Origin of the sequence: Pseudofrankia coriaricola, assembly GCF_001854805.1 — a bacterium.
Lineage (GTDB): Bacteria > Actinomycetota > Actinomycetes > Frankiales > Frankiaceae > Pseudofrankia.
This window is the reverse complement of sequence record NZ_MBLO01000011.1, coordinates 1-26650: the sequence shown is the minus strand read 5'-3', so window position 1 is coordinate 26650 and position 26650 is coordinate 1. Positions and strand designations below refer to the sequence as shown.

Below are 26650 nucleotides of genomic sequence, written 5' to 3'. Positions count from 1 at the left end.
CGTTCCACCTGCGGTGTCGTCACCGCCAGCCGTGGGCGGCGCCTCCGTGAGCTGAGGAGCCCGACGTGCCCACCGTCGTAAGACCTGACCACCCGTCAGCAGCCGCCGTCGCGACTGTCGCGCCAGCCGCCGCCGGAGCCGGCGCTTCGGCGGCCGCCTCGGCTGTCGCTGTCGCTGTCATCGCCGTGACTCCCGGCGCGGCCGCCGCCCCCGGGCGGGCCGCATGATCGCGGCGGCGGGCGCGCGCCCACTGGAGGGGCTGCACATCGTCGAGTGCGCGAGCTTCGTCGCCGGGCCGACCGGCGGGATGACGCTCGCCCAGCTCGGCGCCGACGTGGTCCGCATCGACCCTGTCGGCGGCGGCAGCGACTACCGGCGCTGGCCGGTGGCGCCGACGGGGGAGAGCTACTACTGGCACTCGTTGAACAAGGGCAAGCGCTCCGTTGCGCTGGACATGCGCTCCGCCGAGGGGCGCGAGATCGTTACCGCGCTGATCACCGCGCCGGGGCCGGACCGCGGCATCCTCATCGACAATGTCGTCGGCCGCCGCTGGATGGCGAGCGACCTCCTCACCGCCCGCCGGCCGGACCTGATCCACCTGCGCGTCCAGGGCTACCCGGACGGCAAGCCGGCCGTCGACTACACCGTCAACGCCGAGGTCGGCCTGCCCGGCATCACCGGCACCGAGGAGGGCGGCGCGCCGGTCAACCACGTGCTGCCCGCCTGGGACCTCGTCACCGGCCTGTCCGTGTCGACCGGTGTGCTCGCGGCGCTGCACGCCCGGTCACGCACCGGCGAGGGCGCGTACATCGAGCTGGCCCTCTCGGACGTCGCGCTCGCCGGCGTGGCCAACATGGGCTGGCTGTCGGAGGCCGCCGCCAGCGGTCACGAGCGGCCGCGGCACGGTAACCACGTCTACGGCAGCTTCGGCGTCGACTTCGCCTGCCGCGACGGCCAGCGGGTCATGGTCGTGGCGCTGACCGAGGGGCAGTGGGCGGCGCTGTGCTCCGTCACCGGCACCGGCGCGGTCTTCGCCGCGCTGGAGACGGCCCTGGACGCTGATCTCACGCTGGAGGACGAGCGTTACCGGCTGCGCGAGACGATCGCCGCCGTGCTGCGGCCCTGGTTCGCGGCCCGGGACTCCAAGCAGGTCGCCGACGAGCTCGACGCGGCCCGGGTCCTGTGGGGCCGTTACCGGGGGATGACCGAGGTCGTCGCCGCGCACGCCCGCGGGGTGCACCCGGTGCTCGCCCACGTGCTGGTGCCGGCGGACGACGCACCGCGGCGCGAGGTGCCGTCGCAGGGCCTGCCGGCGATCACCGCGCGCTCGCCGATGCGCTGGGACGGCGCCTACGGCGCCCCCGGCGAGGCTCCCCGGCTCGGTGAGGACACCGCCGCCGTGCTCGCCGAGGTACTCGGGATGAACGACGCCGAGATCGGTGGGCTCGTCCAGAAGGGCGTCATCGCCGCCACCGACGGCGCGGGCGGCGGGAACGGGAAGGGCCGCGAGAGCGGCGCTGGCCGCGCTGGCGGCCAGGCGGCGCGCGCCCCCAAGGCCGGCGCGGCGGGCGCGGGTGCGGACGCCGCGGGCGTCAGCACGGCGAGCGCGGACGCGGCGACGACCGGCGGGGAGGGCCGATGACGACCGGGGCGGCTCTGGGCACCCTGGTCGCCGAGGGGCCGTACTTCGACGAGCTGACGGTCGGTCAGGTGTTCCGCTCGGCGCCGGGGGTGACGCTGACCAGCGGGCTGGCCGACGCGCACCGGGCGATCGTCGGCGGCCGGCTCGCGCTCGCGCTGGACGCGGCGCTGTGCGCGGACGTCACCGGCACCGCCGCGGCCGTGCCGCCGCTCGTCCCGCCGAACGTCGTCTGGGATGTCGCCATCGGCCAGTCCACGGTGGTCACCCACCACGTCAAGGCCAACCTGTTCTACCGGGGGCTGGTGTTCCGGCGCACGCCCCGGATCGGCGACACCCTGCGCACCGCCACCGAGGTCGTGGCGCTGCGGCAGAACAAGTCGCGTCCCGGCCGTCGTCCGACGGGTCTCGCGGTCCTGCGGATCACGACCGTCGACCAGCACGGCCGCGGCGTGCTCGACTTCTGGCGCTGCGCGATGCTGCCGCTGCGCGACCCGGACCGGGTCACCGGCCATTGCGACGATACCGACACCGTCGGTGCCCAGCCGACCTCGGCCGAGCTCGCCGCGGTCGTCAACGGCTGGGACCTCGGGCCCTTCGCCGGGCAGGTCGCCGGCCCGCGGTTCGCGGACCTCGCCGTCGGGCAGGGCTGGCGCATCGGCGGCGGCGACGTCGTCTCCAGCGCCCCGGAGCTGGCCCGGCTCACCCTCAACGTCGCCCAGGTGCACCACGACAGCGCCGCCGCCGGCGGTCGCCGCCTCGTCTACGGCGGCCACACCATCGGCATCGCGTTCGCCCAGGTGACCCGTGCCCTGCCGTCCCTGGTCACAGTCGCCGGCTGGGAGGGCTGCGACCACACCGGGCCGGTCCACGAGGGCGACACGCTGCGCGGCGAGGTCACCGTCGAGGCCGTCACCCCGCTCGCGGCCGGCGGCGGGCTGGCCCGGCTGCGATGCCTCGTCCGTGCCGACGCCGACACCCCGGGTGCCCCCGCCCGCGACGTCCTCGACTGGCGTTTCTTCGCGGTCTTCCCCTGATACCGGCTGATACCAGTCGCCGGAGAAGCGGCGTGGCCGCCGTTCCCTGCACCTTGTTCGGCGGACCAGGGCTGGACGATTCCGTGGGCCTGAGGTGGTGGTCATGGCGGAAGGCGGATAACCTGCCGGAAGAAGATGTCCGCTCGTGCTTCAGGCTGGTCTGGAGGAACGGTGGGAAAATCCGTTCGACGGGCGATCCGCGGAGCTTGTGAATATCTTGCCGCCGTTGTGTCGACCGTGCTTTATCACGGCCGACCCGGGTCGTATTCCGGAATGCATGCGCGATACGGGCGGGACAGGCAGGTGCTGCCGTCGGCGCGAGTTCCCGCTGGCGGCCCGGTGGATTTGGTGATGCCGCGTCCTGAAACGGACGAGCTGACCCACACCTGAGCAAGGCGACCTCGAGAAATGCGGGAACGGGGGAGCGCGGGAGCGGGGGGTGCCTCCGCGGTGGTGAACTCAGAGGCCGGTCTCGACGATGGTCCGGCGAATGCCCTCCGCCAGCGGGGTGGGAAGCCAGCCGAGCTCCTTCTGCGCCTTGGACGAGTCGGGCGTGGCGTTCCACAGCAGGTACTGGAGCTGGCAGTGGGCGATCGGCGGCGGCCTGCGGGTGATCCTGGCGACAGCCTCACCCGCCGCGGCCATCACCGTCATGACCGGTGCGGGGATGGTGGCGACCGGTGCTCGGCCCCGGCCGGCGACCTCGACCACGGTCCGCGTGAGGCGCGCGACGGTCGCGTGCTCATCGCAGAAGATATACCGTTCACCGGGCCGTCCGTTTTCGGCGGCAAGAAGGTGCCCTTGCGCCAGTCCTTCGGTGAACACCACTCCGAACCCACCAGGGGGGACGGCGGGGAGCAGCCCGCGGAGTACCGGGCGGAACATCTGGGTCTCCAAGGAGGCGTACCCGGTCGGGCCCAGCCCGTAGACCGTCGCAGAATTGGCGAAGACGACCTCCATGTGGCCGGATGCCGCGAGCACCGCCTTTTCGGCCCGCTGCTTCGAACACTGATAGGGCGTTCCCTTGTCCTTGACCGCGAGGTTCGTCTCGTCGAAGAGGCCATCCCGCGGCGCGTCGAACACGTTGATCGTGCTGGTGTGCACCATGCGGGCCACCTTGGCCGCGGCGGCCGCCTGGGCGAGGTTCGCCGATCCCTGGACGTTGACCCGGTCGAACAGCGCGGGATCCGCCAGCCACTGTTCGGGCACGCCCATGGCGTTGTACACGAGCTCGCGGTCGGCGCAGGCCTCCGCCAGCGCGGGCGGGTCCAGGACGTCCCCGGAAACCAGCTCGATCCCGGGAGGAAACGCCGTGCTGGCCCGGGCGACATCCCGGACGAGCGCGCGCACCTCGTGACCGGCCGCCAACGCGGCCCTTGCCACGGCGCCGCCGACCTTGCCCGTGGCTCCGGTTACCAATACTCGCACCCCGACGACTCTATAGCGGGATCAGTCGAACGCGCTCAGCAGAGGCGACGCCCCGCTCGTTCCTGCCACGGTTTCGGATTCCGACCGGTCTCTGTCGCGACGTCTGCCGCACCATAGGAGCGGAATAGCGCATGTTTGTGGTCTCCGGCCAGTGTGTGACACCGTGCCCGTGTCCGTGCCGATGCCCGCGGCCGTGGTCGGATGATGGGTGACTTGGCGGGCAGGAATTCGGCGCCCGCCGACGGGATGCCGCCTGATATGGGGCTGCCCGCGTGCGGCCGAACGCCTCTGTATACCTGCCCGACAGCCACCGGCGACCGAACGACACGCTTCTTCGAGCAATGCACCGGCCGGTCTGGCGAGCGCCTACGGCAACGGCTACCGTGGCTGCCGAGCAGCTCCAGCGAGATCGGTTCGCGATAAGAGCGCGGGACGCCGTCGGGTAACGGTGTCCCGTTCTCACTACCGGTCGTCACGCCGTGGTTCCGGTCGCCTGACGGAGATCGGGACCTCTTCCGGTAGTCGCTTCGACCGGTCGCCCTGGCGCGCTCGGCGCCGGCCACCCCGACGAGCGGGCCGGCGAGGGTCTTTGCGGCCGGTACCTGATCACAGCCGGCCAGGGCGGGCAGCCGTGGCAAATGCGGCCCGGCTGTATGACTGTTCACAGTCGACCCGCGCGACCGCCGTGCCGGCCCGTGCCCCGGGCGAGCCGACCGTCGACGAGGCCGTGCCGTATGGTCCCGACCATCAATCGTTACCGATTACAGCGGGAGAAACCATGGACATCCATACACTCGGCGAGATCGAGCAGATCAAGCAGCTCAAGGCCCGTTACCTGAGACTCGCGGACGAGAAGAAATGGGACGAGTGGGCCGACGTCTTCACCGATGACTTCTGTGGATGGCTCGGCGACGTCCCCGAGGAGGAGTTCAACAGCCGCGACGAATTCATCGCCTTCATCCGCCGGGCGATCGGGGCCGCGGTCACTGTTCACCACGGCCATATGCCGGAGATCGAGGTCGTAGGTCCCGGCAAGGCCCGCGGGATCTGGGCGATGTACGACTACGTGAAGTTCGTCAGCCCGGAGGGGGATCTCGAGCTGGACGGCTACGGGCACTACCACGAGGAGTACCGGAAGTGCGATGACGGTCAGTGGCGGATCTCCTCGCTGCGTCTCACCCGCGTCCTGGGGATGGTCGAGCAGTTGCAGAGGAAGCTGCCGGGACCGGTCATCCCGGCCACCCGGGACGCGGCCAGCAGGCAGGAGGGACTCGTCCGCTCCTGAGGACGGAACCCGGCAGGCCCGGCAGGCCCGGCAGGTCCTCGCCGGTCGGAGCGGAGGTCCGATCCGCATACCCAGTCAGCGATCTTCGGGCGCCTGGCGACCGGGAAGCCGTACTGATCGCGGACTGGGTATGCACAAAGCGGAAAGGAGGGGCCTGAGGCGTCGGCCCGGTGGGTTCGCTCAGGTGAGGTAGGCGGCGACGAGCTTGGGGGTGCCGCGCAGGCCGGCGGCGGTGCCGGCGAGCGCGAGCCGGCCGGAACGCAGGACGTAGGCCCGGTCGCACAGCTCGAAGGCCCGGGCGGAGTCCTGCTCGACGAGCAGCAGCGGCACGCGCTCCCGGATCCGGGCGAGCGCCGCGTAGACCGCGTCGACGACCGTGGGGGCCAGGCCCAGCGACGGCTCGTCGAGCAGCAGCACCCGGGGCATGCCCATCAGCGCCCGGCCGATCGCGACCATCTGCGCCTCGCCGCCGGACAGCGCCCAGCCGGGCCGGTCGCGCAGCGCGGCGAGCATCGGGAACAGGTCGTAGACCTCGTCGAGCAGCGCCCGCCCGGCCCGCCGCCCGCCGCCGCGGCGGCCCCTGGCGCTGCCCGCGACCAGCAGGTTCTCGTGCACGGTCAGCGTCGAGAACACCCGCCGCCCCTCGGGGACGTGCAGCAGGCCGAGGCGGGCGACCTGGTCGGCGCCGCGGCGGCCGAGCGGCCGGCCGTCGAGGCGGACCGTCCCGCTGGTCGCCGCCACCAGCCGGGAGATCGCGGCCAGCGTCGAGGTCTTGCCGGCGCCGTTCGCGCCCAGCAGTGCCACGGCCTCACCGGGACGGACCTCGAGATCAAGGCCGACGACGGCGGCGACCGGGCCGTGGTGGACGGTGAGCCCCTCAACTCGCAGCATGGGCGCTCCCTGTTCCCGGTGTGGCCGGGCCGGCCCGCCGGACGGGCGCCGCGCGGCCGAGATATGCCTCGACGACCCGGTCGTCCGCCCAGACGGTGGCGGGGTCGCCGTCGGCGACGACCTCGCCGAGCCGCAGGACGACGAGGCGGTCGCAGACCTCGCCGAGCAGGGCGAGCTTGTGCTCGACGACGACCAGCGCGACCCCGGCGGCGCGCAGCTCCCGCAGCAGGCCGGCCAGCCACGCCGTCTCCGCCTCGTTCAGCCCGGCGGCCGGCTCGTCCAGCAGCACCACCCGGGGCTCGGCCACGAGCACCCGGGCGAGCTCCAGTCGCCGTCGCCAGCCGTAGGCGAGCTGGTCGGCCGGCGTGTCCGCGAGTGCCGCGAGGCCCACCCGGGCCAGGGCCGCCCTGGCCTGTCCGGCGCGGGCCCGCTCGGCCCGCAGCATCGCGAGGCGGCGGGTGAGCGCGCTCCCGAGGCCGCACAGGCGCCGGTCCGCGACCGCGAGCATAACGTTCTCCACGCAGGTCAGGCCGTCGACGACCTGCGGGGTCTGGAAGGTGCGCCCGACCCCGGCCGCGCGGACCCGGTCCGGGCTTCGCCAGGCGACCGGCTCGCCGCCGACCGACAGTCCGCCGGCCGCCGGGACGAGCCCGGTCAGGGCGTTGAGCAGGGTCGACTTGCCGGAGCCGTTCGGCCCGACGAGCCCGACGATCTCCCCCGGCCGCACCTCGAGCCCGGCCCCGGCGACGGCCCGCACCCCGCCGAACCGGACATCGACGTCCCGGGCCGCCAGCGCGGCCGCGACCGGTGCCTGATCCCGGGCGGCGGCGGTGGGAGCCGGGACCGGTGGCGGCCCGGACGGCTGGGCAGGTCCCGTCAGGTCCGCCGGGTCGGCTGGGTCCGTCGAGTTCGCCGGGCCCGCCGGGCCCACCGGGCCCACCGAGTCCGCCGGGCCCACCGAGTCCGCCGGGCCCACCGAGTCCGCCGGGTCCATCGAGTCCGCCGGGTCTGGCGGGTCCGCCGGGCCGCCCGTCGCCACGTCGAGAGCGCGGGTCGTGGCGCCGCCGCGGCCGCGGCGGCGGGCATGGGCGCGCGCCGCCTCGGTGAGCCGGCCGGCCACCCCGATGAGACCGTCGGGCACGGCGATGATGATGACGACGAGCAGCGCGCCGTAGACGAGGTCCTGGTAACGGCCGACGAAGCGGAGCCGCTCCGGGACCTGGACGACGAACAGGGCACCGACCAGCGGCCCCCACATCGACCCCATCCCGCCGAACAGCAGCGCCAGGAAGAGGTTGATCGCCAGCTGCAGCGAGAACGTCTCCGGGAAGATCGCCGCCGACCGGTGCGCGAGCAGCGCGCCGGCCGCTCCGGCGAACGCGGAGCCGGCGGTGAACAGCAGCACCCGTCGCCGCGCGACCGACACCCCGGACATCGTCGCGACGACCGGGTTGTCCCGTACCGCGATCGCCTCGCGCCGCAGCGGCGAGCGTTCCACCAGCGCGACGATGACGAGCGCGATCGCGAGCGCCGCGACCAGCAGCGGCAGGAGCTGCCCGTCGGTCGCGAACGTGTGGCCGAAGACCTTCGGCCGGGCGATGTTGAGCCGCTCACCGCCCTGGCCGCCGACCGCCGACCACTGACGGAAGACGACGGTGACCAGGTAGCCGATGGCGAGCGTCGCGATCGCGTAGGCGAACTTCTCCGTGCGGCTGATCAGCAGCGCCAGCGCGGCGGCGACCAGAGCGGACACGACGACGGCGGCGCCGAGGCCCGCGAGGAACCCGGCGTGGATCGCCACGGCCACCGACGTGTACCCGCCGATCGCCATGAACGCGGCCTGCGAGAACGCGAACTGGCCGGACAGGCCGAAGACCAGGTAGAAGCCGAGCGTCGAGACGGCCAGCACGCACCAGGCGCCGAGCAGGCCGTAGCCGTACTGCCCACGGGTCAGCGCCCCGGCGAGGGTGGTCGCGGCGATGACCGCGGCGACGATGGCCAGCTGGTGCTGTCGGTACGGCACCGGCAGCCCGCCGCCGGCCCCGGCGGAGCCGGCACCCCCAGAGGCGATGGCCTCGGCCGTGGTACCGGCGACCCCGGTGAAGCCGGCACCCCCGGACGCGGCACCCCCGGACGCGGCGGCCTCGGCCGTGGTGGCGGCGTCCGGGGCGGCGGCCCCGGATACGGCGGCGGTGGCCGGGCTCGCGGCCGCGGACGCGGTGGTCGGCTCAGACACGGCGGCCCACCTGCTCTCCGAACAGGCCGCGAGGCCGGATCGCCAGCACCGCGAGCATCAGGACGAAGGGGTAGGCCTCCCGGTAGTCGGGGGCGACGTAACGGCCGACGACGTACTGGGCGAACCCGATCGCGACCGCGCCGAGCAGCACCGCCCCGATCCGGCCGAGCCCGACGAGCACGGCCGCGGCGAACGCGAACAGCATCGGGCCGAAGCCGAGATCGACGGTCAGCGCCTGCGTCGGGGCGACGAGCACCCCGGCAAGGCCCGCGAGCGCGGCCGACAGGCCGAAGGCGAGCATCGAGGTGCGCGTGACCCGCACGCCGACGAGCGAGGCCGCCGCCCGGTCGGCGGCCAGCGCCCGCACCGAACGGCCGAACGGCGTGTGGCCGACGAGCAGCAGGATCGCCGTGACGACCACGACCGTCGTCGCGATGACCAGCAGGTTCTGGTACGGGACGCGGGCACCGGCGAGCTGCCAGACGTCGCCGTGGAACGGGTCTGGGGCGAACTTGGGACTGGTGTCCTGCCAGATCGCGATCGTCGCGCGGATGACCAGCGCGGCGCCGAGGGTCGCGATGACCACCGTGTGCTCCGAGCGGTGCCGGATCGGCGCGTAGGCGAACCGTTCCAGGACGATGCCGATCACGAACATGGCCACGACGGCGATCAGCCAACTGGACAGCAGCGTCAGCTCCAGGTCGTGGTACGCCCAGTAGGAGATGTAGGCGCCCAGGGTGACCAGGTCACCCTGGGCGAAGTTGACGACCCCGGTTGCCCGGTAGATCAACAGGAAGCCGAGCGCGATCAGCGCGATGACGGACCCCTGCGTCAGCGCACTCGCGACAGCCGTGACGAACCCGCTCACCGTCGCCGCCTCTCCCTTTCTCCCTCGGCGTTCTTCTCCGCCTCGTCCTGCTTCGGTCACGTTCGCCCCGGGGCGGCTCACTACCCGCCGATGGCCGGCCGGCCGCGATCGCGCCTGGTCGGGGGTGGGGCGCCGGCCGGCGGCGTCGCCCCGCTGGCGGGCCGGGCGCGCCGCCGGCTGGCGAGGACACAAACAGGGCAGTGCCCGCCCGTGCCCGCGGGCGCCGGATCAGTCCGCGTAGACCTTCTGGGTCTTGAAGACGCCGTTCTGGTAACGGCCCATCACGACCTGGCTGATCAGGAAGCCGTCCTTGTTGGCGTAGCTCGCGCTACAGATGCCGGCGAAGCCGGACAGCGACTTCAGGCCGTCACGGATCGCCGCCGGGTCGGCGGAGCCGGCCTTCTCGATCACCTCGCGCAGGATGAGCACCGAATCGTAGAGCTCGGCGGACCCGTACGACGGCGTGTAGCCGTACTTCGCCTTGAAACGGTCGAACCAGGCGCCCACCTGCGGCCGGCTCGGGTCGTCCTGCGGATTGCAGTCGACGGCGCCGTAGACGTTGTCCAGCAGCGCCGGGTCGCCCACACCCGTCGCGAACGACGAGAAGCCGACGCTGCCAGGACCGATGTGCGGGACGTCGCGCAGGCCCTGCTGGGCGAACGTCTTCACGGTCAGCGCCAGCGTGTTCGGTGTGCCCCAGTCGATGACGGCCTGCGCACCGGCCTGCGCCATCGAGGACACCTCGCCGGTGAGGTCGGTGGCGTTGTAGGCGAAGCTCTTGTCCGACACCAGCGGGGTGCCGGCGAGGCCCGCCTTCACCCCGGTCTCGCCCTGCTGGCCGAACGCGGTGTCGACCCGCAGCAGGCCGAGCTTCTTCGCGCCCAGCACCGAGGTCGCGAACTCGGTGGCCCGCTGGGCGGAGGTGTCGTTGCGGGGCCGGGTGCCGAACATCCACGGGCTGCCGCTCGGCCCGTCGGTGGCCAGGCGCCCGTCGGTGGAGTTCTGCAGGATCGGGACGCCAGCCTGGTTGATCCGGGCGAGCAACGCCAGCGCCGTCGTCGACGACACCGGGCCGAGCAGCGCGGTCGGCTTCTGCTCCAGCGCCAGGTTGAACGAGTTGTCGACGTCCTGCCCGGTGGGGGAGGTGTCGACCGCGGCGAACTCGACCGGGTGCCCGCCGATCCCGCCAACCGCGTTGATGTCCTCGACGGCCAGCCGGGCGCCGTCGTTGAAGTCGTTGATCGCGTTCGGGTCCTTGGAGTTCGTCTTGTCGCCGATCAGCGCGACCAGCTTCACCGGTGCCGGGAGCGTGAACTTCTTCGACGGCGCGATCGCCGCCGCGGTGCTCGCGGGTGAGGCGGACGACGCCGGGGCCAAGTCATCGCCCGCGGTGTCGCGCGAGCAGCCGACGGCGACGAGCAGCGTGGCCGCGGTCGCCAGCGAGACCGCCGCCAGGCGGCGTGCCCGTGGCGTGGGCCGTAAGGACGGCTCGGATCTGGTCGTGGACGGGCGTAACAGCCGTCCAGCCCAGCCCGCGGGCTGGGTTCGGCCGGTCGAGCGGCGGAGTTCTGACATGTCGCCTCCGAGCATCGGCGGTGGACCGAATATCCGGTTAGGCGGCGAATCTAGCGCCAATCTGATGCATCGTCAGGTTTTTCGCTCGGTGGCGGGTCCTGACCTGCGGTGACGTCGCCACGATGGCGCAGTTCGACGGGTCTCGGCCGACCACCGGTCCTCGCGGTGGCCCGTCGCCCGCCGTCGCCCGCGCCGACAGCGCGTCGGCACCGCCTGCCCCGATGTCGGTCGACGGGCGCCGAGCTGGTCATCGGGGTGGTCCTGTCGGTGGGGAAACGGCGATCGCGGTGAGCGACACTTCGAACGCTATCCGGCGTTGACAACGTAAACAAGCAAGCGCATGCTTGGTTTCCGCGATCGGAAGTCAGGGTCCTTCCACTCTCCGCATGGCGGTTCCGCTCGCTCCCCACGTCCTGTGCGCAGCTGTCATTTCTGCTTGCTCACCCGCGCGAAGCCGTGCCCACACCAGGTACCGGCGCAGACTTCGCCGACGCCGAAGGGACCTGTCGATGGACGCCGTTTCGGATCCCGACTTACCGTCGCCCCAGAACGCTCGCCGCCCCGCCCAGCACGCCGGCCTCAGCCGCCGCACGGCGCTGCGCGGCGCGGCCCTGGCCGGCGGCCTGCTAAGCACCGGCCTGTTCAGTGGCCTCGCGACTCCCGCGTTCGCCGCCACCGAGTACGACGTCGTGGTCGTCGGCTGCGGCGCCGCCGGGATGACGGCGGCGCTGCGGGCCGCGAAGCGCGGCCTCAGTACTGTCGTCATCGAGAAGGCGCCGACCTTCGGTGGTTCGGCGGCCCGGTCGGGCGCCGGGATCTGGATCCCGAACAACCAGGTGATTCTGGCGGCCGGGGTGCCCGACACTCCGGCGAAGGCGGCGGCCTATCTGGCGGCGGTGGTCGGCGGCGACGTACCCGCCGCCCGGCAGAGCGCCTTCCTCGGTAACGGCCCGGCGATGATCTCGTTCGTCCTCAACAACAGCCCGCTGCGTTTCCGCTGGATGGAAGGGTATTCCGACTACTATCCGGAGCTGTCCGGCGGGATGCCGAACGGCCGGTCCCTTGAACCGGCCATGTTCGACGGCAAGGTGCTGGGCGCGGAGCTCGCCCGGCTCAATCCGTCGTACATTCCGGTGCCGGCCGGCCTGGTGATCTACAGTGCCGACTACAAGTGGCTCAACATCGCGGCCGTGAACGCGCGTGGAGCCGCGGTCGCGGCCGAGGCCGCCGCCAGGGGAGTCGCCGCGTTACTGGCCGGCCAGGTGCCGCTCACCATGGGCCAGGCGCTGGCCGGCGGGCTGCGGGCGGGTCTGGCGGCGGCGAACGTCCCGGTGCTGCTGAACACCCCGCTCGTGGACCTGGCCGTGGAAGGCGGGCGGGTGGTCGGTGCGGTCGCCACGCTGAGCGGGACCAACACCACGATCCGTGCCCACCGTGGCGTGGTCGTCGCGGCCGGCGGCTTCGAGCACAACGCCAGCATGCGCGGCGAGTTCCAGGCGCAGCCGATCGGCACGAGCTGGACGGTCGGCGCCCGGGAGAACACCGGTGACGGCATCGAGGCAGGGGAGGAGATCGGCGCCGCGCTGGCGCTGATGGACGACTCCTGGTGGGGGCCGGCGATCCCCCTGCCCGACCAGGCCTACTTCTGCCTGGCCGAGCGGACGCTGCCAGGTTCGATCATCGTCAACCAGGCCGGGCAGCGGTTCGTCAACGAGGCGGCGCCGTACGGCGACGTCGTCCACGTGATGTACGAACGCAACGCGGCCTCGCCGTGTATCCCGGCCTGGATGATCGTCGACCAGAACTACCGGAACCGCTACCTGTTCAGAGACGTGGCGCCGCTGCTGCCGTTCCCGGACTCCTGGTACAACAGCGGTGCGGTGTTCAAGGCCTCGACGATCCAGGGCCTCGCCGCCAAGATCGGCGTCCCTGGTTCCGCGCTGGCGAGCACGGTCAGCCGGTTCAACGGCTTCGCGCTGCGGGGACGGGACACCGACTTCGGCCGCGGCAACAGCGCCTACGATCACTACTACACCGATCCCGGCGTGGTCCCGAACTCCTGCCTGGCCGCGCTGTGGCTGCCGCCGTTCTACGCATTCAAGATCGTGCCAGGTGACCTCGGCACCAAGGGCGGCATGGTGACCGACGCGTCGGCCCGGGTGCTCCGGACGAACGGGTCGGTCATACCGGGCCTCTATGCCGCGGGCAACTCCAGCGCCGCCGTGATGGGCCACAGCTACACCGGCTCGGGGGCGACGATCGGCCCGGCGATGACCTTCGGCTACGTCGCCGCCAACCATATCGCCGACAATCCGCCCGCCTGACCAGGCGGACACCTGGTCGTTGGTGCCAGGACCAGCGCGGACCGGGGCTGTCAGCGCACCCCGGTCCACGGCGGATGCACCTCAGCTCTTCGTTTGTTCGTCATCTCTCGGATGCCGGTTGTGGAGGGGGGCGCGCCAGTCTGGGGCCCCCAAACCTCGACAAGGAGCATCCGTGGTCGACATCGATCGCCGCAGGTTCCTGAGCCTGGCCGGCGGAGCGGCCGCTCTGGTCACGCTCGACCAGAGCATCGCGCGCGCCGCCGCGATCCCCGCGAACCGCCGGACCGGAACCATCAAGGACGTCGAGCACATCGTCGTCCTGATGCAGGAGAACCGGTCCTTCGATCACTACTTCGGCGCGCTGCGCGGCGTCCGCGGCTTCGGCGAGCCGCACCCCGCGGTCCTCCCGAGCGGCAAGCCGGTCTGGAACCAGCCGGGCGGCACGGGCGAGCTGCTCCCGTTCCATCCGGACGCCGCCGACCTCGGCGCGGCCTTCCTCACCGGTCTCCCGCACGCCTGGAGTGACGGTCACCAGGCGCTCAACAACGGCGTGTACGACCAGTGGGTGCCCGCCAAGGGCACGGCCACCATGGCCTACCTGCAGCGCCAGGACGCGGCCTTCCACTACGCGCTCGCGGACGCCTTCACCGTCTGCGACGCCTACTACTGCTCGTTCGTCGGCAACACCGACCCGAACCGCTACTACATGTGGACCGGCTGGACCGGCAACGATGGCAAGGGCGGCGGCCCGGTCCTCTACAACGACGAGCTCGGCTACGACTGGAAGACCTACCCGGAGCGCCTCGAGGCCGCCCACGTCAGCTGGAAGGTCTACCAGGACGAGGGGACCGGCCTCGACGCCGCGGGTTCCTGGGGCTGGACCAGCGACCCCTACATCGGCAACTACGGCGACACCTCGCTGCTCTACTTCAACACCTACCGCAACGCACAGCCCGGCAGCCCGCTCTACGAGAAGGCGCGCCGCGGCACCAAGGCCTCGGCGGGCCAGGACTACTTCGAGTTGCTGCGCGCCGACGTCAAGGCCAACCGGCTCCCCAGCATCAGCTATGTCACCGCGCCCGAGGCCTTCAGCGAGCACTCGAACTGGCCGTCCAACTACGGCGCCTGGTACATCGCCAAGGTCCTCGACGCGCTCACCAGCAACCCCGACGTGTGGAGCAAGACGATCCTGCTCATCACGTACGACGAGAACGACGGCTTCTTCGACCACCTCGTCCCGCCGCACGTGAACAGCGAGCTGATCCCGGGCGCGAGCACCGTGCCGACGACGAACGAGGTCTACCGCGGCCCGCTCGGCAACGGCCACTTCGGCCTCGGGCCACGGGTCCCGATGTACGCCGTCTCACCCTGGAGCACCGGCGGCTGGGTGGCCTCGGAGACATTCGACCACACGTCGATCATCCGGCTCATGGAGCGGCGGTTCGGCGTCAAGGAGCCAAACATCACGCCGTGGCGCCGCGCGATCTGCGGCGACCTCACCTCGGCCTTCGACTTCTCGAAGGAGAAGGCGAACCCGCCGAAGCTCCCCGACACCAGCTCGTGGGCCCCGCGTGACCACGACCGGCACCCCACCTACTACCCGGCCGTGCCGGCGACCGGCGCGATGCCGCGGCAGGAGCGCGGCCAGCGGCCGGCCCGGCCGACGCCGTACGAACTCTCCGCCGAGGAGACGTCGAAGGCGGGCGCCGCCACGATCGCCGTCGAGTTCGACAACGACGGCGCGCTCGGCGCCCACTTCCAGGCCCGCCTGCTCGCCCCCGCCGGGGCGCCGTACAGCTACACCGTCGGCGCGGGCGACAAGCTCACGGCGAAGTGGCTGGTCAGCGGGAACTACGACATCCACGTCCACGGCCCCAACGGCTTCTTCCGGCGTTACGCCGGCAAGGCCGGCGCGGACAAGGCCTCCGTCTCGGTGCGCCGCTCGGGCAAGTCGTCTTCCCTGCAGGTGTCGATCGACGCGCCGAAGGGCGTCACCGTCGACGTGCGCAGTGCGTACGACAAGCAGGGCACGCACGGAACCGGCTCGAAGAAGGTCACGATCGACACCAGGGGCAGCGGTGGCTGGTATGACATCACCGTGTCCGTTCCCGGCACGCCGTGGGTGCGTGTCTTCGCCGGGCACCTCGAGGACGGCAAGCCGTCGGTGAGCGACCCGCAGCTGGGCGGCTGACGCGACGTCGCGGGGTCCTCGCGCGCACCACGCGAGGACCCCGCGACGTCGCGACGGGGGAGGCCCGCAGCCGAACCCGACCGGCGCTCACCGAGATGCGCGCAAGCCTGGACGGTTTCCCACGGAGGCATGAACGGCCGGAGCGGCAGGACGGAGTCCCGCGAGGATCACCCACGCGCTGCTAACCGTGTTGCTGGGGGCTCACCAATCCCGTCTGGTAGGCGATGACAACCAGTTGCGCACGGTCGCGGGCGCCCAGCTTTCCCATCGCGTGACTGACGTGGGTGCGGGCGGTGGCAGGGCTGAGGAAGAGCACGGTACCGATCTCGTCGTTGTTCAGGCCCTGACCCACCAGAGCCAGTACTTCACGCTCACGTGGCGTCAGCACCGCCAGTCGGTCCTCGCTGGCCTTGTAGGCGGTCCGTGCCACGGTGAACTGGGCAATGAGGCGGCGGGTGATCCGCGGCGCCAGCAACGCCTCTCCAGCGGCGACGACACGGATGGCATGCAGGAGCTCGGCCGGCCCGGCGTCCTTGAGCAGGAAGCCGGACGCGCCGGCTTGTAGTGCCTCGAAGACGTACTCATCGGTTTCGTAGGTGGTCAGGATCAGCACGCGGACCCGCTGCAGCCCGACGGTCCGGGCGATCTGGCTGGTGGCCTGGATCCCGTCCACCTTGGGCATCCGGATGTCCATGAGTACGACGTCCGGTCGTGTGGCACGGGCCCGTTCCACGGCTTCGGCCCCGGTGGTGGCCTCTCCCACCACCTCGATATCGTCCTCGACGTCGAGCAGAACCTTGAACCCGGAGCGCACCAGCCACTCATCATCGGCGAGCAGCACCTTGATCGGAGCACTGCCGGGTGACGCGTTTGCTGTGCTCATAGATGCGCCGTTCCAGTAGGTGCTAGGGGCAGCCGTGCCTTGACCTCGAATCCGCCGTCAGGCAGGGCCGCGGCGGCCAGGTCGCCGCCGAGGAGCTGACAGCGTTCGCGCATTCCGAGGATGCCGCGGCCGGGCTCGGCCGGGTTGGCGGTGCCGTTGCTGGCCGCGGTTGTCGCGTGCAGGCCCGCGTGCAGGCCTATGCGGCCGTCAGCTGCATCGTGACGACCAGCCCCATTGGTCACGCGGACCTCCAAGGTATCGATCCCGTAGTCCAGCGCCACCGTCACCCGGGTCGGGCCGACGTGGCGGATCACGTTGGTGATCGACTCCTGCAGGATGCGGTAGGCGGCGCCGCTCACCGCGCTCGACGGTGGCGACGGTGGCGACGTCGCCTCGAGGCTGATATCGAGTCCGGCATCGCGCGCCTTCGCGGTGAGTTCGTCGATCTGCCCGAGACCGGGGTGCGGCGCCCGTCCCTCGTTGGAATCCCGCAGCACCCCGAGGATGGCCCGCATCTCCCACAACGCCCGGGAGCTCGTCTGCTCGATGGCTTCCAGCGTCTCGCGTGCCCGTTCCGGCCGCTTGTCGAGCACGTGCGCGGTGACACCGGCCTGGACGTTGATGATTGCGATGGCGTGAGCGACGGTGTCGTGGACTTCTCGGGCGATCCGGAGTCTCTCGGCGTCGACTCGGGCACGCGCTTCTTCCTCCCGGGTCCGTTCGGCCAATTCAGCTCGCTCCAATGCTTCGGCCGCGATGACCCGTCGGGATCGGACCGACTCGCCCAGGGCAGCGCTCATAATGCTCGCCCCGATCCTGAAGAACACCCATCCCATCGCGGCACGAGGTTCGATATCGGCTGCGGCAATCAGCCAACAGGCGGCCAACGCCGTGATCCCCACGCTGGCCGTCAACAGAGACCGGCGCCCGTCGCCGAGGGCGGTGAGCGTGTAGATGGCGACGAAGAGCCCGATCCAACCCGGACCGTCGGGAAAGTCGAGGGTGTAGTACGCCAGGCTGGCGAGCGCGACCGTGACGAACACCGCTACCGGCCAGCGGCGGCGCACGGCCACGACGGTGCCGCTGACGATCAACAGAACATAACCCAGGTGTCCGAGGTCGGTAAGTGGGCGCAGCACCGATTCAGGTTCCGTCGCTACCCGGCGGAGGGTTCCCTGGACCTGCATCACAGTGATGAAGAGCGCGAGGATCAGGTCCTGTGCCAGCGCGGGCAGACGGAACGACACGGCGCGGTCATGCATATCGCAATCATAGATACCCAGGCGACGACGGACGCGACTCCCCGTCAGACCCGCGGGCATCTACGACGAGGAGCGCGGTCAGGGCGAGATATCTACGTCGGAGCGCGTAGACGTCGCCATCCGTTGACGGAGGACTCCCCAACATCGTCGGTGCGACGATCGCTTCCGTGCAACCACCGACGGAGGCATCCACGATCGACGTGTCGTCGCTCAACGATCGCCGCGTCACGCGTTCCGCGTCACGGCCGGACCACTGTGCAGGCTGGCGAGCGTCGCATTTCGCCGACGGGGCTTCGTGCTACTCGCCTGGGTGCTGGCCCTCGGCATCGCCATCGGGCTCTGGTCGGCGTTCGGCGGCGACTTCGCCACCACCGTCTCGTTGCCGAGGCCGGATGCGTACCAACCTGAAGGGGCTCTCCCATGCGTAAAGTTTTCGCCGGACTGGCGGCGTTGTTGCTGCTCGCCGTCGTAGCGCAGTTCTTCCTGGCCGCCAGCGGCGCGTTCGACACCGCACCCAACGATGAGTCATTCCAACCCCACCGTGCCCTGGGGTACGGGATCGTTCTCTTCGCCGCGGTGTTGACGGTGTTCGCCGCGCTGGTCCGGATACCCGGCCGGCTCATCGGCCTGTCCGGTCTGGTCGCGGGACTTGGGATCTTGCAGCCCGTGATCGCGGCCATCGCCAAGGCGTTCGGGGACACGGGAGACACCACGGCCGCTGGTCAGCTCGTGTTCGGCCTGCACGCGGTCAACGGGCTGGTCATCATCGCCGTGGTCGGCACCATCCTCCGGCAGGCGCGAGGGCTGTCGACGCCCGCGGCGCCCACCACCCGGGCCGGTGCGGGCGACGACGCTCCGGCTGCCGGGCCAGCGGCAGGCTCGACTCGCACAGCGTCATGACCACGGTCCAGTGGATCCTTCTGGACCATGTCGTAGCACTGCTGGGTGTCACCACTTGGTTCGGGACCGGTGTCACGGTGGCGCTTAGGCGCTATCGGCTCGCGTTCGGCCTCCTCATCGGGGCTGTCCTGGCGACGCTTGCCCGACTGGCCACCGTGGCGACGCTGTCCGGTCGGGGCTGGTGGTTCGTGCAGGAGAAGGTACTGCTGGGGCTTCCCATGCTCGGAGCCGCGGGACTGGCCGCCGTGCTCATCGCCGGGCCCCGGTTGCTCGCGGCGAGACGGACGCCGGGCGAGGGCCTGCCGGCAAGCAGCCTTGTCTCGCTGCTCACCGTCGGATACGCCGCGCTGGCCGGCCTGGTGGTGACCTTCCTCGCCGGATACCCCCTGACCTGGAGCGCCGCGCTGATCGCCGTCTCGCCCGTCTGCGCCGGCGCTCTACTGACCGCGCAAGTGGTCGCGACACCGGCCGTGGAGCGCACCGATGCCGATTCCTCGGACAGCACGCGAGCACCGGCAGCGCGACGTCGCTCGGGACTCTCCCGCCGTGGGTTCATTGGCGTGGCCAGTGGAGTGGCCGTGGTAGGAGCAGGGACGGCCGGTGTCGGCCTGCTGTTCAGGGCTCCCGAGGCCGCGGTCACCGGAGGTGGGCCGGGACGTGCCTCCGGGTCCCGGGCAACGGTCTCGGTGGCGGACCTGCGAGGCCCCGACGTACCGGCCCCGGGCGGCACCAGACGGCGACACACACTCACCGCCAAGACCGCCACGGTAGGCCTCGCGTCTGGACGCGACATCGACGCGTGGACCTACAGCGGCCAGGTGCCCGGTCCGGCAATCACCGCGACAGAAGGTGACCTGATCGAGGTAACGCTTCGCAACACCGACATCGAGGACGGCGTCACCCTGCATTGGCACGGCTACGACGTGCCATGTGGTGAGGACGGCGCGCCGGGCGCCACACAGCACGCGGTGACACCGGGCGACGACTTCATCTACCGGTTCCGTGCCGACCAGGTGGGGACCTACTGGTACCACACACACCAGGCATCGCACCCCAGCGTGCGCAAGGGGCTGTACGGGTCCCTCGTCGTGAGACCGCGAGAGGGACGGCAGGGGGAGGAACGGGAGCTGGACCTGACCCTGCCCGTGCACACCTTCGACGACACCGTGGTGATCGGGGACCAGGACAGGCGCACCGACCACACGGCCCGCCCCGGTGCGCCAGTGCGGCTGCGACTGATCAACACCGACTCGGATCCCCACTGGTTCGCGCTGGCCGGCACAACGTTTCGGGTGGCGGCCGCCGACGGCCGCGATCTCAATCAACCAGACGAGGTGCGTGAGGTCGGGCTACGCCTACCCGCGGGCGGACGGTACGACGTGGTCTTCGACATGCCGGACACACCGGTGGCGCTCGTACTCGACCACGACCACGACGTCGGCGTACTGCTGCGCCCGGCTGACCACGCAGGGGACGACCCCGCCGTGCCGGACACCTCCGGCTGGCCGGAGCTCGACCTGCTGCACTACGGCGCCCCCGCGGCCGTGCCGTTCGACGCCGACAAAGCCGACCGGCACTTCACGATCGTCCTGGACCGAGGTGTGGCCATGATCGACGGCCACCCGACCTATGCCCACACCGTCAACGGCCGCGGACATCCGTCGATCCCCGACCAGCTCGTCCGCGAGGGAGACCTCGTCCGGTTCACCGTGGTCAACCGGAGCCTCGAGACTCACCCCTGGCACCTGCACGGCCACACCGTGCTGATCCTCTCCAGGGACGGGACCCCCTCCTCCGGCAGCCCGGTGTGGGCGGACACCTTTGACGTCAGGCCGGGTGAGGTCTGGGAGGTGGCGTTCCAGGCCACCAACCCCGGGATCTGGATGAACCACTGCCACAACCTGCCCCATGCGAACCAGGGCATGATGCTGCGGCTCGTCTACGACGGCGTCAGCACACCCTTCGAAGACGCGAGCCATGCCCACTGACCCGCAGGTCGTTGCTCTCCGGTCCGAGGAGCCCTCGTCGGGTCTCGTCGACCGAGTGCAATATCGCAGCCGTAGCGTCGTCGATGCCGAACTGCGACGGCTGGCCCGCAAAGTCCCCACGTTGGATCGCGCAGACCTCGACGTCATCGATGCCGCCCTGGAGGAGCTGGCCGATTCCCTTGTCATAGCCCGGCTTCGCAGCGCGAACCCAGACACGGAGACGTTGCTGACGGAACTCTTCGGCTTTAACCCATTGCGCGTTCGGCTTGTCTCCTCCCCGTAACGAGGTGACCTGGACATCGTCTGCGGCTGCTGGTACCCACGGAGGGAGTCGACGTGCCGAAGGGTGTCACCGTCGACGTGCGCAACGCGTACGACAGCCACGCCGCGCGCGGCGCCGGCTCGAAGAACGTCACCGTCGACACCAAGGGCACCGGTGGCTGGTACGACATCACGGTGTCCGCGCCCGGCACGACCTGGGTGCGCGGCTTCGCCGGGCACCTCGAGGACGGCAAGCCATCGGTGAGTGACCCGCAGCTGGGCGGCTGAGAGATCTGGGCAGCTGAGAGAACGATCGCGGGGTCCTCGCGCGCACCATGCGAGGACCCCGCGACACGTCGTGACGGGGGAGGACCGAGACCGGAGCCGAGCCGACCGATCCGGCGTTTGGGCGCGATCGGGCCAAGCGTGCCGTCCAGGCGGACACCGGCGGGCACGGCTCCGGGGTCTCCGTTGTCCGTCAAGGCCGGGTCCGTTCGTACCGCGACCAGCCCGGCATCGGCGACCGGAGACCGGACCAGCCGCCGCCCGAAAACGCTCACCGACCGGCTCCGAGAGCTCGAAGGCAACGGCCTGGTGACACGCACCATCCACAGCGGACACGAGGCCGGCGGTCCGGCGCGTCAGGTGACGGCGTCGGGTGACGATGGAAACCGCGAGCGCCGGAGCGCCGGAGCGTCGGCGGCGTCGTCGGTTCCGTCGAGCCAGGGGACGGATGCGGCGGAGGGTGGAGGATTCGAACCTCCGCGGGCAGAACCCGACCTGCGCTTAGCGGGCGCGTCCCTTACCGGACTCGGGCAACCCTCCATTGTTCGGTGACTGGTACCCACGGAGGGAATCGAACCCCCAACATTCCGGCTCTGAACCGGACGCCTCTTCCAGTTGGGCTACGTGGGCATGGATCCGGCGCGCGCCGCCGATGGTGGTGACGGCGGCGGTATGTGTCCGAGTGTTCGGTGCTGGCGGAGAGATTTGAACTCCCACAGCCGAAGCGGCGGCTTTACAGGCCGTTGGGCTCACCAGTGCCCAGCGCCAGCGAGATGCCACAGAGACATCTGCGTCCCGCGTGGCCACCGGGGGAATGCCCCGGTTGTCGTCCGTGCAGTCCGCGCAGTAGGAATCGAACCTACAACCTCAGCCGTCGGAGGGCTGCGTTCTCTCCTTTGAACTATGCGCGGTCGGTCGCGCCTGGCCGTCCTGGCCGGCGCGCGTGCCCAGGGAGGGGTTCGAACCCCCGACCTTCTGCTTGTAAGGCAGCCGCTCTCCCTGCTGAGCTACCCGGGCGTCGCGCTGGTGAGGGGACTCGAACCCCCGATGTCCTCCCTGACAAGGAGGTGCCCTGGCCGCTAGGCGACACCAGCATCGTGGAACCGTGGAACTGGGGAGACTCGAACTCCCGACCTACGGTCTGCCAGACCGCCGCTCTCCCGCTGAGCTACAGCCCCGAGAAATGGTGTGACCGGAGGGACTCGAACCCTCTCGTGGCCAGGATCACAACCTGGTGCCTCGACCGCTTCGGCATCGGTCACCATGCGCCGAGTGGAGCCTCGGGGATTCGAACCCCGCACCTTCTCCGTGCGAAGGAGACGCTCTGCCTAATGAGCTAAGACCCCTTGATATCCGAACAGTTGGCGTGGCGGGAGCCCCGAGTGCCGTCGGACGGCCTCCGGAGACGCGACGGACGAACACCGTCGTGCCTCCTTTGATCGGACCTCCTCTCAGCGGGGAGATGTGCCGCCGACTGAACCGCATGCCACTGGTAGCGGGGGTGGGATTCGAACCCACGATTCCGGGATTATGAGCCCCGTGAGGACGGCCGAACTCCTCTACCCCGCCGTGCCCGTGGAAGGCCTCGAACCTCCGCCATGCCGCTTAAGAGGCGGCCGCTCTGCCGACTGAGCTACACGGGCGGCACAGCCTTTCTTGATGCCGCGTGCCCGGTCCGTGGCCGCCATCAGGCGGGCTACCCGGCCGGGTAGCGCGGAAGACGGAGGACTCGAACCCCAACGGCTTGCGCCGCCCATCCGTTTTCGGGACGGTGGCCACCCCAACGGTGACTTCATCTTCCAGAAGGGCCGCGGGCGCGGCCCAGTGCTCCGTGCGGGACTTGAACCCGCAGTCTCCGGATTGAGAGTCCGGCGAGTTGACCTTCTTACTCCAACGGAGCATGGTGCCGCTCGGACGAGTCGAACCTGCCCTTTCGCATCGAGGCCTCCGGAGGCGCGAAGAAAGGACATTGTCGCGTCTCGTCCGGCCGATGGCCGCGATCGCGGCGCGGTGCTTCTGCCCGCTGGGCTGGAGCGGCATGGTGGCCCGTGGGCTGGTACCTAGCCCTTAACCCTGCCTGCCGGTAGCGAGCGGATGCAGGGGCGCCGCGGGCCGCGACGCGTCGGAAAGTAGTTCCAGTGGTCGCCCGAGGACTTGAACCTCGCGCCTTCCGCGTATCAGGCGGATGCTCTGACCTGATGAGCTAGACGACCGTGCGGAGCGGATGTGAAAAGGCTGAGGTGAGAGGACTCGAACCTATATTTCCGGGTCCAGAGCCCGGCGGCCTGCCATTGGCCGACACCTCATCGTGTGTACCGCGTGGGCCCGGAAGGTATCGAGCCTTCCTCTCCCGCTCTTCAGGCGGGCGCTGATCCCTCTCAGCTACAGACCCCTGGAGTGGACGGCCGGGTTCGAACCGGCGACCTTCACCATGGCAAGGTGATGTGCTGCCAACTGCACCACGCCCACACGAAAAACCGAGCCCAAGGGCGGATTCGAACCGCCGGCCTTCCCCGTACCAGGGGGACGCACTACCGCTGTGCCACAAGGGCGCGCCATGCCACCGCGAGGTCCGTGGGAGACGCGAAAAAGAGTACTTTTGCGTCTCGTCCGGGCCGGGAGCCGCCGGGCGGATTCGAACCGCCGACCTGCCGCTTACGAGGCGGCCGCTCTGCCAGCTGAGCTACGGAGGCACTGTGGGGGTCCCGGATATCGGCCTCCGGCCCTGACCGGCCGATTGCCCTGGGTCCCCGACAAATCAGGGGAGCCGGTCCTGTTACCAGGCCCTGCCCCTCGAGCGGTCACGGAGAATCGAACTCCGGTCTCGGGGTTCCTGCCGGATCGGCGACAGGGTCCCTGCTCGATCGGCGGACGGGGTCCCTGCCGGATCGGCGAAGCCGATCTGGGAGGTCGTGATCGGGGAGGTAAGCGATCTGGGAGGTCGACTTGGAAGGCACTTGCTCTGCCACTGAGCTACGACCGCGTGCCACGGGGCAGGTGGCCCCGCTGGTACCCCTCACAGGAGTCGAACCTGTGGCCTCCCGGGTCGCGACCGGGCGCTCTCTCCTCTGAGCTAGAGGGGTGTGTCGCCGGGCGCCCGGATAACCGCGATAGCAGCCTCGGGCGTGACGGCGTCGTCGGGACGGCCGGATTCGAACCGACGTGGGCCTGATCCCAAATCAGGTGGGCAACCTCTACCCCACGTCCCGTTCCGGTGGCCCGAGGCGAGGCGCCTCGGGCCACCGGTGTGCCAGGGATGGCGTCCTGGCATGTCGTGTCCGCTGTGGAGTTTTCAATCGTGCGAGCGCTTCCCGAAAAGGGCGCGCGAGCAGGGACGGAGGGACTCGAACCCCCAACGAACGGTTTTGGAGACCGCCGCTCTACCTTTGAGCTACATCCCTAGGGAATGGCCAAGAATGGCTGTCTGGCTGGAAAAGAGAAGACCGCCTCGCGGGCGGCTGCCCGGGGCGGTCGGAGTCCAGTGACCTGTCAGGTCAGGACGTCCGCCCCGGGCTTTCGCCGCCGCGCCACATGGGCGTGGCCACATATGAGCGATGACCTCGGAGAATATCGGCCTGGGAGAGCTGGGACGTGGATGTCGGTCGCATGCCGCAGGCCTCCTCTGCTCGTCGCTCGCCGCGGTGTTGTTGAGTGTCGCGCTGTCTGGTGCTCTGGTGCTCCGTTCGAGCGCCTGGAACAAGGATGCCTTGGAGCCGGCGTGACCTCAAGGGGTTTTCCGAGGAGGCTCGATGGACGGGAGTGCGGGTGCACGCCGGGCCCGGTTGTGTCCGGCTGCCCCTCGCTATGGGCAGGGGTCAGCGGGCGCCTGTGAGTGGCGCCGGGTTTTCGAGGCTGGTCACGAGGCGCGCGAGCGCCGGGAGGGCGGCGCGGATGCGGCCCTGGTCGACGTCGGTGAGGCGCGCGAGCACCTCGACGACGGCGGTGTGCAGGTCGCGCTCGACGCCCTCGACCTCGGCGCGGGCCGTCTCGGACAGATAGAGGCGGGCGACGCGGCGGTCGTGCGGGTCCCCGCGCCGCTCCACCAGGCCGGCGCCGACCAGGTCCGTGATCAGGGTGCTCAGGTTGTGCGGGCGCATCGACAGCGCCTCGGCGGCCTGCCGCACCGACATGCCCGGCTGGCTGGCGAGCAGGCGCAGCAGCTGGATGTGGCGCGGCCGCAGCTTCTCGAACACCGCCGGGGCCGCGGTCGGCTTCTCGGCGCCGACGACCCGCCACAGCTGCCGCGCGGCCTCGACGACCTCGCCGGCGAGTTCCTCGGTGCGTCCGTCCCGGGCCGCCGTGACCGACAGGACGGTCTCGCGGGCGACCCGGTACCGACCGTTCGACGTGGCCCCGCGCGCGGTCGAGGCGGTCATGTCGGCCGCCCGTGGTCGGGCCGGCTCGGGGCTACGGGGCGCGGGGACCCGGACGAGTGGCGCCAGCGGGACAGACGGCGCCGCGTGTGGCCGCGCCGGTTCGCTGTCGGCCGCGTGGGAGCCGGGCCTGCGGGCGGTGGCGTCGGGGCCGGGACGAGGTGCGGGCGTGGGAGGGTGGGACGGCTGGGGGTGGCGACGGGCGGGAAGGTGGACCGCTCGCCCCGGAGGGGTTCCTTGAGGAGTCCGCACATCACGAAGCCTGTTCTACCGGAGTTTCCTCGCCGTTCAGTCCAAGTTTCCTGAACGTACCGAGAGTCATAGGTCCCTCCGATGAGGCACCCGACACCAGCCGTCACTGCCCGTCGGCGGCGGCGAGGCCCGGTACCGCGCCCGAAGGCCCGGTTCCGACGGTAGCCGCCAGCGCCGCCAGGCGCGATGCCGGGGCGGCCGGCCCCTCCGGGGGCGACCTCGACGGCGCGCGCGGACGGGCGCACCTGGGTGATTTGTCGAGGCTCAGACTAGCTCTGCCAGAGCAACAGGTCCGGAAGTAGACCCATCTCCGGCATAGCGGACCGGCCGGGGTGCCCGCCGTGGGCGGGCGTGGGCTGGCTGCCGGCCGGTCGGTGACGTCGGCTACTGTGAGGCGTCGTGACCAGGTACGGAACTCCTCCGGGCGGCCTGCCCGAGGGCCGCGGCGCCCTTGCCACAGACGCCGTCCATGTCGGCATCCTCGGCGACGGCCCCACCCCGCCCGCCCGCGAGGCCGGCCGGCCGGGCGCGGCGCGCCACTCCCGCGTGGCGGCCGCGTGAACTGGTTCCAGGGTGGCGTCCTCGGCGTGGTCCAGGGGCTCACCGAGTTCCTGCCCGTCTCGTCCAGCGCGCACCTGCGCATCCTGCCGGCGCTGGTGGGCTGGCCGGACCCGGGCGCGGCGTTCACGGCCGTGAGCCAGATCGGCACCGAGACCGCGGTCCTGCTCTACTTCCGCAAGGACATCGCGAAGATCGTCTCCAGCTGGGCGCGGTCCCTGAGGAACCCGAAGTACCGCGGCACCCAGGAAACCCGGATGGGTTGGCTGATCATCATCGGGTCGATCCCGATCTCCGTCCTCGGCGTGACGCTGAAGGACTCGATCGAAGGCCCCTTCCGGGACCTGCGGCTGATCGCGACGACGCTCATCGTGCTCGGCCTCGTCCTCGGCGCCGCCGACTGGTACGCGGCGC

19 protein-coding genes and 21 tRNA genes are annotated in these 26650 nt (G+C 70.9%); 11 read left to right on the top strand and 29 right to left on the bottom strand.

Features of this window, described 5'->3' with window-relative positions:
• Positions 1-223: 223 nt before the first annotated feature.
• Both BCD48_RS02725 and BCD48_RS02720 read left to right on the top strand, forming a co-directional pair.
• Positions 224-1642 (top strand): CoA transferase, encoded by a 1419-nt coding sequence (locus BCD48_RS02725; RefSeq protein WP_241841464.1) that lies wholly within the window; start codon positions 224-226, stop codon positions 1640-1642.
• On the top strand, positions 1639-2676 hold the full coding sequence (locus tag BCD48_RS02720; protein ID WP_071046631.1) for a hotdog family protein: 1038 nt from the start codon (positions 1639-1641) through the stop codon (positions 2674-2676). Before BCD48_RS02725 ends, BCD48_RS02720 begins: the two co-directional genes overlap by 4 nt.
• 459 nt (positions 2677-3135) lie before the next feature.
• Here the strand turns inward: BCD48_RS02720 and BCD48_RS02715 are convergent, their stop codons facing one another.
• Entirely contained in the window at positions 3136-4104 is a 969-nt protein-coding gene (locus tag BCD48_RS02715) for an NAD-dependent epimerase/dehydratase family protein (RefSeq protein WP_071046630.1), read from the bottom strand.
• 778 nt (positions 4105-4882) lie between these two features.
• Here BCD48_RS02715 and BCD48_RS02710 point away from each other — a divergent pair.
• Positions 4883-5389, top strand: coding sequence for a nuclear transport factor 2 family protein (locus BCD48_RS02710; protein WP_083418077.1), 507 nt, complete (start codon positions 4883-4885; stop codon positions 5387-5389).
• 180 nt (positions 5390-5569) lie between these two features.
• On the opposite strand, the gene BCD48_RS02705 is transcribed toward BCD48_RS02710, so the two are convergent.
• The 4 genes from BCD48_RS02705 to BCD48_RS02690 form a co-directional block, all read right to left on the bottom strand.
• Positions 5570-6280, bottom strand: coding sequence for an ABC transporter ATP-binding protein (locus BCD48_RS02705; RefSeq protein WP_071046629.1), 711 nt, complete (start codon positions 6278-6280; stop codon positions 5570-5572).
• A complete protein-coding gene (locus BCD48_RS02700) occupies positions 6267-8516 on the bottom strand; it encodes a branched-chain amino acid ABC transporter ATP-binding protein/permease (protein ID WP_071046628.1) in 2250 nt (749 codons plus the stop codon). The genes BCD48_RS02705 and BCD48_RS02700 overlap by 14 nt, the downstream gene beginning before the upstream one ends.
• A complete protein-coding gene (locus BCD48_RS02695; RefSeq protein WP_071046627.1) occupies positions 8509-9384 on the bottom strand; it encodes a branched-chain amino acid ABC transporter permease in 876 nt (291 codons plus the stop codon). Before BCD48_RS02695 ends, BCD48_RS02700 begins: the two co-directional genes overlap by 8 nt.
• A gap of 228 nt (positions 9385-9612) precedes the next feature.
• Positions 9613-10959, bottom strand: coding sequence for an ABC transporter substrate-binding protein (locus BCD48_RS02690; protein ID WP_157910421.1), 1347 nt, complete (start codon positions 10957-10959; stop codon positions 9613-9615).
• Between the two features lie 509 nt (positions 10960-11468).
• On the opposite strand from BCD48_RS02690, the gene kstD reads away from it, so the two are divergent.
• Both kstD and BCD48_RS02680 read left to right on the top strand, forming a co-directional pair.
• On the top strand, positions 11469-13283 hold the full coding sequence (gene kstD / locus BCD48_RS02685) for a 3-oxosteroid 1-dehydrogenase (protein ID WP_198543049.1): 1815 nt from the start codon (positions 11469-11471) through the stop codon (positions 13281-13283).
• A gap of 172 nt (positions 13284-13455) precedes the next feature.
• A complete protein-coding gene (locus BCD48_RS02680; RefSeq protein ID WP_071046625.1) occupies positions 13456-15474 on the top strand; it encodes a phosphocholine-specific phospholipase C in 2019 nt (672 codons plus the stop codon).
• A 181-nt stretch (positions 15475-15655) separates the two neighbouring features.
• Here BCD48_RS02680 and BCD48_RS02675 read toward each other — a convergent pair whose 3' ends face one another.
• Together BCD48_RS02675 and BCD48_RS02670 are read right to left on the bottom strand one after the other, a co-directional pair.
• Positions 15656-16357: a response regulator transcription factor gene (locus BCD48_RS02675; RefSeq protein WP_071046624.1), complete on the bottom strand. Its 702-nt coding sequence runs from the start codon at positions 16355-16357 to the stop codon at positions 15656-15658.
• Positions 16354-17619 (bottom strand): sensor histidine kinase, encoded by a 1266-nt coding sequence (locus tag BCD48_RS02670; RefSeq protein WP_071046623.1) that lies wholly within the window; start codon positions 17617-17619, stop codon positions 16354-16356. Before BCD48_RS02670 ends, BCD48_RS02675 begins: the two co-directional genes overlap by 4 nt.
• 420 nt (positions 17620-18039) lie before the next feature.
• Between BCD48_RS02670 and BCD48_RS02665 the strand changes: the two genes are divergently transcribed.
• From BCD48_RS02665 to BCD48_RS02650, 4 genes are read left to right on the top strand one after another with little or no spacing between them, the layout of a single operon-like run.
• The gene (locus tag BCD48_RS02665) at positions 18040-18519 is read left to right on the top strand and encodes a DUF6220 domain-containing protein (protein ID WP_071046622.1); all 480 of its coding nucleotides are present in this window, start codon (positions 18040-18042) and stop codon (positions 18517-18519) included.
• Entirely contained in the window at positions 18516-20507 is a 1992-nt protein-coding gene (locus tag BCD48_RS02660) for a multicopper oxidase family protein (protein WP_071046621.1), read from the top strand. Before BCD48_RS02665 ends, BCD48_RS02660 begins: the two co-directional genes overlap by 4 nt.
• The gene (locus tag BCD48_RS02655) at positions 20497-20790 is read left to right on the top strand and encodes a hypothetical protein (RefSeq protein WP_071046620.1); all 294 of its coding nucleotides are present in this window, start codon (positions 20497-20499) and stop codon (positions 20788-20790) included. Before BCD48_RS02660 ends, BCD48_RS02655 begins: the two co-directional genes overlap by 11 nt.
• 53 nt (positions 20791-20843) lie before the next feature.
• Positions 20844-21056, top strand: a complete 213-nt coding sequence (locus BCD48_RS02650; RefSeq protein WP_071046619.1) for a phospholipase domain-containing protein — start codon at positions 20844-20846, stop codon at positions 21054-21056.
• 451 nt (positions 21057-21507) lie between these two features.
• Here the strand turns inward: BCD48_RS02650 and BCD48_RS02645 are convergent.
• The 22 genes from BCD48_RS02645 to BCD48_RS02540 form a co-directional block, all read right to left on the bottom strand.
• Positions 21508-21593: transfer RNA gene (locus BCD48_RS02645), tRNA-Ser, on the bottom strand.
• Positions 21594-21606: 13 nt separating this feature from the next.
• Positions 21607-21683, bottom strand: a tRNA-Leu gene (locus tag BCD48_RS02640).
• Between the two features lie 60 nt (positions 21684-21743).
• A tRNA-Tyr gene (locus BCD48_RS02635) sits at positions 21744-21823 on the bottom strand.
• A 68-nt stretch (positions 21824-21891) separates the two neighbouring features.
• Positions 21892-21964 (bottom strand) — tRNA-Arg (locus tag BCD48_RS02630).
• A gap of 33 nt (positions 21965-21997) precedes the next feature.
• A tRNA-Val gene (locus tag BCD48_RS02625) sits at positions 21998-22070 on the bottom strand.
• Between the two features lie 4 nt (positions 22071-22074).
• A tRNA-Asp gene (locus BCD48_RS02620) sits at positions 22075-22147 on the bottom strand.
• A 12-nt stretch (positions 22148-22159) separates the two neighbouring features.
• Positions 22160-22231 (bottom strand) — tRNA-Ala (locus BCD48_RS02615).
• Positions 22232-22237: 6 nt separating this feature from the next.
• Positions 22238-22315, bottom strand: a tRNA-His gene (locus BCD48_RS02610).
• A gap of 11 nt (positions 22316-22326) precedes the next feature.
• Positions 22327-22399 (bottom strand) — tRNA-Ala (locus tag BCD48_RS02605).
• A 144-nt stretch (positions 22400-22543) separates the two neighbouring features.
• Positions 22544-22622: transfer RNA gene (locus BCD48_RS02600), tRNA-Met, on the bottom strand.
• Position 22623: 1 nt separating this feature from the next.
• Positions 22624-22696, bottom strand: a tRNA-Lys gene (locus BCD48_RS02595).
• 182 nt (positions 22697-22878) lie between these two features.
• Positions 22879-22953: transfer RNA gene (locus BCD48_RS02590), tRNA-Glu, on the bottom strand.
• 239 nt (positions 22954-23192) lie between these two features.
• A tRNA-Ile gene (locus BCD48_RS02585) sits at positions 23193-23266 on the bottom strand.
• 22 nt (positions 23267-23288) lie between these two features.
• Positions 23289-23359 (bottom strand) — tRNA-Gln (locus BCD48_RS02580).
• Between the two features lie 14 nt (positions 23360-23373).
• Positions 23374-23445, bottom strand: a tRNA-Phe gene (locus BCD48_RS02575).
• Between the two features lies 1 nt (position 23446).
• Positions 23447-23522 (bottom strand) — tRNA-Gly (locus BCD48_RS02570).
• An 11-nt stretch (positions 23523-23533) separates the two neighbouring features.
• Positions 23534-23605, bottom strand: a tRNA-Thr gene (locus tag BCD48_RS02565).
• 68 nt (positions 23606-23673) lie between these two features.
• Positions 23674-23746, bottom strand: a tRNA-Thr gene (locus BCD48_RS02560).
• 314 nt (positions 23747-24060) lie between these two features.
• Positions 24061-24136, bottom strand: a tRNA-Arg gene (locus BCD48_RS02555).
• A 54-nt stretch (positions 24137-24190) separates the two neighbouring features.
• Positions 24191-24262 (bottom strand) — tRNA-Pro (locus BCD48_RS02550).
• Between the two features lie 120 nt (positions 24263-24382).
• Positions 24383-24454 (bottom strand) — tRNA-Trp (locus BCD48_RS02545).
• Positions 24455-24868: 414 nt separating this feature from the next.
• On the bottom strand, positions 24869-25429 hold the full coding sequence (locus BCD48_RS02540) for a MarR family winged helix-turn-helix transcriptional regulator (protein ID WP_083418075.1): 561 nt from the start codon (positions 25427-25429) through the stop codon (positions 24869-24871).
• Between the two features lie 648 nt (positions 25430-26077).
• Between BCD48_RS02540 and BCD48_RS51005 the strand changes: the two genes are divergently transcribed.
• Positions 26078-26239 (top strand): hypothetical protein, encoded by a 162-nt coding sequence (locus BCD48_RS51005; RefSeq protein WP_157910420.1) that lies wholly within the window; start codon positions 26078-26080, stop codon positions 26237-26239.
• A partial coding sequence (locus tag BCD48_RS02535) for an undecaprenyl-diphosphate phosphatase (protein WP_274536488.1) occupies positions 26236-26650 on the top strand: 415 nt, incomplete at its 3' end. The genes BCD48_RS51005 and BCD48_RS02535, both read left to right, overlap by 4 nt.